The organism is Sinomonas sp., assembly GCF_036848755.1.
Taxonomy (GTDB): domain Bacteria; phylum Actinomycetota; class Actinomycetes; order Actinomycetales; family Micrococcaceae; genus Sinomonas.
Window position 1 is genome coordinate 4960 of sequence record NZ_DAIUJO010000109.1, and the last position, 7335, is coordinate 12294.

Genomic DNA, 7335 nt, shown 5'->3' on the forward strand with positions numbered 1-7335 from the left:
AGTCCGGCCCAGCGAGCAGCCCGGCTCAGCGCGGCGCCGCAACCTGCGAGAGCCGCGCGAGCCCCTTCTCGAAGTCCTTGCCGACCATCTTGTCCATGTTCATGAACGGGGCGAAGAGCTTTGCGGCGCCCCGGATATCACCCGCGAGCGACCAGGTCACGCGCGTACCGCCCGCCTGCGGCTCGAAGGTGAACCCCGTAGGGCTCAGCGACTTGAACGGCTTGAGGAACTCGAGCCGGATGCGAATGCTCCGAGGCTCGACCGATTCCACGATCTCCATGCGGCCTGAGCCAGCCCTGCGATTGCCCATCCAGGCGTACTGCGCCCCCGAGCCCTCGTCGGGGCCCGAGTACACGCGTTCCATCTGCGGGTCGAGGTCCTCCCACGGCGACCACGCGGTCCACCTGCGGAAGCTGTTCACGTGCGGAAAGACCTGATCGGGCGGGGCGGGGATGAAGGCGCTGCGCGTGACGGTATAGGCAGACATACCAGCATGGTAGACGCGGGAGTGTGACCTGCGCCGCATCTCGAGGCCCTCCGGATCCGGAAGGATCTCAAACAACAAAGGGTGCATATTCGGAAACCTCGCGCTACTCTGTGTGGGTGACATCACAGGACATGACCGTGGAACTGACCGCTGAAACGCAGACCGCACTCGAACGTGCCGAGGCGAGCCACCGCCACGAGGCGCTGTTCTCCGAGCGGGCCCACAACATCAAGCAGTCTGCGGTCCGCGACGTCTTCGACATCTCCATCCGGCCGGGCCTGGTCTCCCTCGCGGGCGGCTCGCCAAGCCTGTCCAAGCTCCCCCTCGACCTCGTCGCCGAGACGGCGTCGCGCGTCATCCGCGAGCACGGCATGACGGCGCTGCACTACGGGGGCGGCAAGGGCACCGAGGAGCTCCGGGAACTGATCTGCGAAATCATGGCCGAGGAGGGCATCCTCGGCGCCTCACCGGACGACGTCGTCGTCACCACCGGTTCGCAGTCGGCCCAGGACATCGCGGCCAAAGTCTTCTGCAACCCGGGCGACGTGGTGCTCGTCGAGGACCCCACCTACGTAGGTGCGCTCAACACGTTCGAGGCCTATCAGGTCCAGGTCGAGCCAATCTTCATGGACGAGCAGGGCCTCATTCCCGAGCATCTCGAGAGCCGGATCGCCGCGCTCGAGGCCGAGGGCAAGCGGATCAAGATCCTCTACACGATTCCGAGCTTCAACAACCCCTCCGGCATCACGCTCGCCGCCGAGCGCCGGCAGCGCGTCGTCGACATCTGCCGCGACCACAACATCCTCGTCCTCGAGGACAACCCCTACGGGATGCTTCGCTTCGACGGCCACCCCCTCACACCGCTGCGCGCGGACAACCCCGACGACGTCATCTACTGCGGCTCGTTCTCCAAGATCTTCTCCCCGGGCGTCCGGCTCGGCTGGGCCCTCGTGCCGCGGCACCTCTACCGCCGCTTCTACCTTGCCGCAGAGGCCGTGGTCCTGTGCCCCTCGACCCTCACGCAGCTCCTCGTCACCGAGTTCTTCCGTGTCTTCGACTGGCGCACCTACCTCGCCGAGTCGCGGGCCGTCTACGCCGAGCGCTGCCAGGCCATGCTCGAGGCCCTCACCGAGTACTTCCCTGCCGAGGCGACATGGACGACGCCGGATGGCGGCTTCTTCGTATGGGTCACCCTGCCGGAGGGGATCGACACGTACCCCCTGCTCTATCAGGCGATCGACGCTGGCGTCGTCTTCATCCCCGGAGCCGCCTTCACGCCGTCGGACGTCCCGAGCAGCAAGCTCCGGCTCGCCTTCAGCGGAGTTGCGCCGGAACAGATCCGCGAGGGAGTCCGGCGCCTCGCCCCCGTCGTCCGCGCGGCGGTGGACGCCCACACGGCCAAGGCCCGTTGACCCGCTGACGCTTCCGGCCTTATCCCCGGCGCTCGTACTCCCAGGGGAGCGAGCGGAGATGCAGCCGGTGGCGTGCCGGGCCCAGGGCGGCTTCGTTGCCGTACTGGGCGTCTCCGGCCCAGAGGACTGCCTCGATCTGCCCGTCCTCCGCGAAGAGCTGGACGCTTTCGTAGAGCTCGGGCGAGCGCGACGCCGCGTCGGCGATCGCGAGGGCCGAACCCTCGGCCCCGACCAGTCCGTGGAGCGTCACCCACGTGGGCGGGAACAGGGTCATCTCCCCCGCCGCGTGGCGTGCGAGGGCGACGGAGGGTGCAATCCACACGAACGCCACGTGCTCTCCGACGTTGAGAACGACCTCGCCGCCAGGATCGGCGGCGAGGAAGAACCAGGTGCGCAGCCGTTTCTTCGCCTCCTGCGGCGGCACCCAGCAGGAAAGGTCGACGAGGGCGTCGCCCTCCAGCTCAAGGCCCGTCTCCTCGAAAGTCTCCCGCACCGCTGCGCGTCGGACGGCGAGGGGGGCGGGCCCCAAAGCTGCGTCCTCGGCTGCGTCGTCATCCGCAAGAGGCTCGGGATCGCCGGGGAGAGCGTCTTCGGGGTCTACTCGCCCTCCCGGAAACGCCCACGCGCCAGCGAACGAGCCGCGCCCCGGGCGTTCGAGGAGGAGCACCTCGACCCGCGTCTCTCCGGCCGGCCCGGAGCTGTCGCGAAGGATGACGACGGTCGCGGCGTCGCCCGCGAGGTTCTCTGGCATGCCCCAAGTATCGCGCGCTTATAGGATCGCTTCATGGAGTTCGTGGTCCTCTATGACATCCGCCCGGGCGCCGACGCCTCGCGTCTGCCCGAGGTCTTCCCCCGCCACAAGGCCTACTACGAGGCCTTCCGCGCAGCCGGCGGGGGCGTCAAGGCCCTCGGGACCTTCGAGAACCCCGTGGTCAATGGGTCCATGGGGTTGTTCACGTCCCGCGAGGATGCCGAGCGGTTCGTCGCGAGCGACCCCTTCGTCACCGAGGGCCTCGCTTCGCCGCGCATCCTCGCGTGGGACCCCGTCCGATTCGACTGACAAGCAAGTACGAAGGAGCAGCATGCCCGTCATCGTCACCGCCATCTTCCACCCCGCCGAGGGCAAGAAGGACCAGCTCATCGAGGCCCTCCAAGCCACGATGCCCGCCGTGCACGAGGAGGACGGCTGCCTCCTCTACGCGATCCACGACGCGGAGGACGGGACCGTCACGATGATCGAGAAGTGGACGTCCGCCGAAAGCCTCCGCGCGCACTCGCAGGGGTCGGCGGTCGGGGCGCTCGGAAAGGCCGTCGAGCCCTTCATCTCAGAGCCGACGACCGTCACGACCATGACGCCGATCAGCGCCGGGAGCGCCGAGCGGGGCCTGCTCTAGGCGCTAGGCATCCTCAGCGGGTTCGACGCCGTTCGGAGCGAGGACCTTGTCCATGCTGGTCCTCGACAGGACGGCGCCGACCCCTTCGCTGATCTGGCCCAGGCGCAGGTCGCCGCCGGCCTCGCGGGCCACTTTGAGGCACCCGACAATCGCGCCCAGGCCCGACGAATCCATGAACTCCGTCTCGCGCATGTTGAGGACGAGGAGACGGTGCCCTTGGGCTATTGCATCCGCGACCGCGCTCTTGAGGTGGCCCACGCCGGTCATGGTGAGGCGTCCCTTGACCACGATCTCGGAGTAGCCCTCATGTTCTTCGACCGAGACCGCAATCATTTCGGCTCCTCCCAGCTAGCCCCCATCGGCATCGCTATCAAGTATGCACCGCGCCAAGTACCCTCGGCGCGGGGTGGTCAGAGGGCGTAGATCCTCCACTGGGCAGTGTGCTCGGCCCCCACTTCGAGACGGACGACGTCGGTGCCGGAGTTGAAGGCGTCGGGTGGGCAGGTCATCGGTTCGACGGCGAGGCCGAGGCGGTTGGGAGCCGGCGGCTTCTTGTCCGCCGTGTGGATCTGCAGCCACGGGCACGTCCGGTCCCACGCCATCCCGACCCCTGTGCCGCGTTCGGGATCGCGCACCGCCATTCGTGCTGTTCCATAGCCGTCGAAGGCGATCCCTGTGAACGCGTGGTCGATCTCGGTCGCACCGATCTTCCGCGGGCTGCGGAAGTCGAACTCATGCCCTTCGACGGCCCGTTCCCCGACAGGCAGGAGGCGGTCGGGCGTCACCTCGAGGAACCGCTCGGCGGGGAGCTCAAGCTCCCACGCGTCCAGCGGTGACTCTCCCGCGACGAGATACGGGTGCGGGCACACGCCATAGGGGGCCGCGGCGTCGCCCGTGTTCACGGCGCGCACACTCCAGGTGAGCCCCGCGTCGCCGTCGAGCGAATAGGCCGCCTCGAGGCGGAGCGACGACGGATAGCCCTCCCCGCCCGGGATCTCGACCGCGAGCGTCACCGAACGCTCGTCCTCCGCCACGAGATCCCAGTCAAGCGCGAAGGCGAACCCGTGCAGTGCGCACCCGCGCTCGGTCTCGTTCACGGCGACCCGGAAGGCCACGCCGTCGAACGAATAGCGGCCGTCCTCGATGCGGTTGGGCCACGGGGCGGCGATGACACCGCGGTAGTCCGGAATCGGGCCGCCCTCCGGGAAGGGGACGACGAGATCCCGGCCCCGGTAGGTCAGCTTCCGCAGCGCGCCGGCGTGGCCGCTGACGACGGCCGTGTAGTCGCCTGCACGGATCGTGTACTCCACAGCTCTCCTCAGTTCAGGACGGATCATCAGTACCCGGCCGCCGCATCCACGATCCCCTCGAGCGGAAGCCCCATCGCGAGGTGCCGGACGTTGATCTCGACGCGCTCGCCGAGGAGGGGGCGGATCATCTCGATCGTGTCCGCCGTGTGGGGGGTGATGATCGCGCGCGGTTCGTCCCACAGCGGGTGGCCGTCGGGAAGGGGCTCGGGGTCGGTCACGTCGAGGCCGGCACCGAGGATGCGCCCCTGGCCGAGCTCGGCCACGAGTGCATCCGTGTCGATGAGGCCCCCGCGCGCGATGTTCACGAGCACGGAGCCCGGCTTCATGGCCGCGAGTTCTGCCTCGCCGATGAGCTTCGACGTTCCCGGCGTGAGCGCCGCGGCGACTACCACGACGTCGGCCTCTGGCAGCAGCTCCGCGAGGTGGTCCGCCGTCGTCGTCCGCCTCGCACCGGGGACTGGCGCCTCGGTGCGGCGCACGACGTCCACCTCCATGTCGAACGCGGAGAAGAGCCGCAGGAGCTCGAGCCCGATTCCACCCGCTCCGATGACGACGGCGGTCAAACCGTGCAGCGAGGTCCCCGCGGACTGGCCCCAGCTCCGCGCCCGGATGCGCTCCGGCAGGTGCCGAAACAGCGCGAGGGTGAGTGCAAGCGCGTGTTCGGCAACCGGCTTCGCATAGGCCCCCTTCGCGCTCGTCCAGATCTTGTCGGGGTAGGCGGCGAGCGAATGCGCGTAAGACTCGATTCCGGCCGAGGGCAGCTGCACCCACCGGATCGACGGGGTCGCGTCGAGGATGGCTTGGAGGGCGTGCTTGTCGTTGCCGTGGTCGAGGACTAGGCCCTCCGGCTGCTCCTGGAGGCCGACGACGGCGCCCCCTCCCCCGACGATGGCGTCGGTGAGGAAGGGCAGAGGATCGCCGTGGATCGCGATGCGGGGTGTCGTGGTCATATTGCTCAGCCTAGCGACCTACCCCCGACGCCGGACCGTAGGATCGGGGGGTGCACCGCTTCGCCGTCGTCCTCCCCCTGGCCCCCATGGAGGTCGGCGAGCGCTACGCGGTGCGCAACTGGCCTCTGCACATCACGGTGGCCCCGGTCTTCTCGACGGAGGCGACGACGCAGATGCTCGCCGACCGCATGGGCGAGGTCGCCTCCGCGCATGCGGCGATCGAGGTCGTCGTCGGCCCCGGAGAGCTGTTCGGACCGCGGCACGACACCCCGGCAGCCGTCGTCGACTCTTCCGCCGTCCGTGCCCTTCACGACGCCCTCATCGACGCCCTTGCCCCGCTCGGGTCATCTTTCGACTCGCCCCACTACTCAGGCGAGGGGTTCCGCCCGCACATCACGACGACGACGTGCGGCGCCGCTGAGGAGGGCGCGCGGCTGCGGCTCACTCAGCTCGCGCTCGTCGACATGGAACCGGGTCCTGGGCCGGGGCGCCCCCAGGTTGTCGCCGTCGCGCGGCTGCCCCGACGGCCGTAGGCTCCTGCCGCCCGGCTGCCTCTAGTACCCGACTGGCATCCGCACCGTGTACGGCTCCTCGAGCGCCGCGACCTCCTCCTCGGTTAGCTCGAGTTCGAGCGCAGCCACCGCATCGGGGAGGTGGTGGGGCTTGGTCGCGCCGACAATCGGAGCGGTCACCACGGGATTGCTGAGGACCCAAGCCAGCGCGACTTGCGCCATCGGGACGCCCCGCGCCTCGGCCACGCGCTGCACGGCGTCGACAATCGGCCTGTCGCCCTCGCCGGAGTAGCGGCTCTGGAGCGGATCCGTCGTCGCCCGCCGGGTCTGCTGGTCGCTCCATGGCCGCGTGAGCCGCCCCTTGGCCAGAGGGCTCCATGGGATGGAGCCCACGCCCTGGTGCTCGAGGAGTGGGAGCATCTCGCGCTCTTCCTCGCGTTGCATCAGGCTGTACTGGTCCTGCATCGAGACGAACGGCGTCCACCCGTTGAGCTCGGCCGCGTGCTGCATCTCGGCGAACTGCCAGGCCCACATTGACGAGGCGCCGAGGTAGCGCGCCTTGCCAGCGCGAACGACGTCGTGCAGCGCCTCCATGGTCTCTTCAATCGGTGTCTGGGGGTCGAAGCGATGGATCTGATAGAGGTCCACGTAATCCGTGCCGAGCCGCGTGAGAGAAGCGTCGATCTGTTCCAGGATGGCCTTGCGCGAGAGCCCGGAGCCGCCTGGGCCGCCATGCATGGGGAAGAAGACCTTCGTTGCGAGCACGACATCCTCACGACTGGTGTACTTCTTGATCGCACGGCCTACGATCTCCTCTGACGTGCCATAGCCGTAGACGTTCGCGGTGTCCCAGAACGTAATGCCGAGCTCGACGGCCTGCCGGAAGACCGGCTCTGCCGCGTCGTCGTCGAGCGCCCACTCACTGAAGCCGCGCGAGGTGTCGCCGAAACTCATACAGCCCAGAGCGATGCGGCTCACGCGCAGTCCTGACGTGCCGAGGCGGGTATATTCCATGCCGGGTCCTTCCCTTGAGGTCACGTACGTAAGGCTCTTCATCGACGCTACGACGTGTACCCCCTCCCAAGGAGGCCCTGTCAGTACGTGGTTGGGCGCTACATGGGACCGTTTTGGTCCCTCACACGGGACGCCCGCTCCGTCACGGGACGTCCGCTCCCTCACTGGACGTCCCGCATAAACCGGTCCTCCTGCCCGGCGGCCTTAGATTGTCGGGCCCCCTGCGTAGGCTCGGGTCAGAGCTTGGAGGAACGGG

Annotated in this window: 10 protein-coding genes; 4 read left to right on the forward strand and 6 right to left on the reverse strand. The window is 68.6% G+C overall.

Features of this window, described 5'->3' with window-relative positions; translation table 11 throughout:
* Positions 1–25: 25 nt before the first annotated feature.
* A complete protein-coding gene (locus tag V7053_RS15135) occupies positions 26–487 on the reverse strand; it encodes an SRPBCC family protein (protein WP_334173098.1) in 462 nt (153 codons plus the stop codon).
* Between the two features lie 131 nt (positions 488–618).
* On the opposite strand from V7053_RS15135, the gene V7053_RS15140 reads away from it, so the two are divergent.
* A complete protein-coding gene (locus tag V7053_RS15140) occupies positions 619–1899 on the forward strand; it encodes an aminotransferase-like domain-containing protein (protein ID WP_334173108.1) in 1281 nt (426 codons plus the stop codon).
* Positions 1900–1918: 19 nt separating this feature from the next.
* Here the strand turns inward: V7053_RS15140 and V7053_RS15145 are convergent, their stop codons facing one another.
* The gene (locus V7053_RS15145) at positions 1919–2650 is read right to left on the reverse strand and encodes an NUDIX hydrolase (protein WP_334173099.1); all 732 of its coding nucleotides are present in this window, start codon (positions 2648–2650) and stop codon (positions 1919–1921) included.
* A gap of 33 nt (positions 2651–2683) precedes the next feature.
* On the opposite strand from V7053_RS15145, the gene V7053_RS15150 reads away from it, so the two are divergent.
* Together V7053_RS15150 and V7053_RS15155 are read left to right on the forward strand one after the other, a co-directional pair.
* Positions 2684–2959 carry a YciI family protein gene (locus V7053_RS15150; protein ID WP_334173100.1) on the forward strand — a complete coding sequence of 92 codons (276 nt, stop codon included), beginning with the start codon at positions 2684–2686 and terminating at the stop codon, positions 2957–2959.
* 22 nt (positions 2960–2981) lie between these two features.
* Positions 2982–3293, forward strand: a complete 312-nt coding sequence (locus V7053_RS15155) for a putative quinol monooxygenase (RefSeq protein ID WP_334173101.1) — start codon at positions 2982–2984, stop codon at positions 3291–3293.
* A 3-nt stretch (positions 3294–3296) separates the two neighbouring features.
* Here V7053_RS15155 and V7053_RS15160 read toward each other — a convergent pair whose 3' ends face one another.
* From V7053_RS15160 to V7053_RS15170, 3 genes are all read right to left on the reverse strand, one after another.
* Positions 3297–3626, reverse strand: a complete 330-nt coding sequence (locus tag V7053_RS15160; protein WP_334173102.1) for an STAS domain-containing protein — start codon at positions 3624–3626, stop codon at positions 3297–3299.
* Between the two features lie 77 nt (positions 3627–3703).
* Positions 3704–4630: an aldose 1-epimerase family protein gene (locus V7053_RS15165; RefSeq protein WP_334173103.1), complete on the reverse strand. Its 927-nt coding sequence runs from the start codon at positions 4628–4630 to the stop codon at positions 3704–3706.
* Positions 4630–5553, reverse strand: a complete 924-nt coding sequence (locus tag V7053_RS15170; RefSeq protein WP_334173104.1) for a D-isomer specific 2-hydroxyacid dehydrogenase family protein — start codon at positions 5551–5553, stop codon at positions 4630–4632. The genes V7053_RS15165 and V7053_RS15170 overlap by 1 nt, the downstream gene beginning before the upstream one ends.
* Positions 5554–5603: 50 nt before the next feature.
* Here V7053_RS15170 and V7053_RS15175 point away from each other — a divergent pair, with 50 nt between their 5' ends.
* Positions 5604–6086 (forward strand): 2'-5' RNA ligase family protein, encoded by a 483-nt coding sequence (locus V7053_RS15175; protein ID WP_334173105.1) that lies wholly within the window; start codon positions 5604–5606, stop codon positions 6084–6086.
* Positions 6087–6107: 21 nt separating this feature from the next.
* On the opposite strand, the gene V7053_RS15180 is transcribed toward V7053_RS15175, so the two are convergent.
* Complete coding sequence (locus V7053_RS15180; protein ID WP_334173106.1) at positions 6108–7079, reverse strand: aldo/keto reductase; 972 nt, start codon at positions 7077–7079, stop codon at positions 6108–6110.
* Positions 7080–7335 lie beyond the last annotated feature (256 nt).

What these genes read in the sequence shown, in the direction of transcription:
- V7053_RS15135 (WP_334173098.1), bottom strand. Translation starts at nt 487, where the DNA reads ATGTCTGCCTATACCGTCACGCGCAGCGCCTTCATCCCCGCCCCGCCC.
- V7053_RS15140 (WP_334173108.1), top strand. Translation starts at nt 619, where the DNA reads ATGACCGTGGAACTGACCGCTGAAACGCAGACCGCACTCGAACGTGCC.
- V7053_RS15145 (WP_334173099.1), bottom strand. Translation starts at nt 2,650, where the DNA reads ATGCCAGAGAACCTCGCGGGCGACGCCGCGACCGTCGTCATCCTTCGC.
- V7053_RS15150 (WP_334173100.1), top strand. Translation starts at nt 2,684, where the DNA reads ATGGAGTTCGTGGTCCTCTATGACATCCGCCCGGGCGCCGACGCCTCG.
- V7053_RS15155 (WP_334173101.1), top strand. Translation starts at nt 2,982, where the DNA reads ATGCCCGTCATCGTCACCGCCATCTTCCACCCCGCCGAGGGCAAGAAG.
- V7053_RS15160 (WP_334173102.1), bottom strand. Translation starts at nt 3,626, where the DNA reads ATGATTGCGGTCTCGGTCGAAGAACATGAGGGCTACTCCGAGATCGTG.
- V7053_RS15165 (WP_334173103.1), bottom strand. Translation starts at nt 4,630, where the DNA reads ATGATCCGTCCTGAACTGAGGAGAGCTGTGGAGTACACGATCCGTGCA.
- V7053_RS15170 (WP_334173104.1), bottom strand. Translation starts at nt 5,553, where the DNA reads ATGACCACGACACCCCGCATCGCGATCCACGGCGATCCTCTGCCCTTC.
- V7053_RS15180 (WP_334173106.1), bottom strand. Translation starts at nt 7,079, where the DNA reads ATGGAATATACCCGCCTCGGCACGTCAGGACTGCGCGTGAGCCGCATC.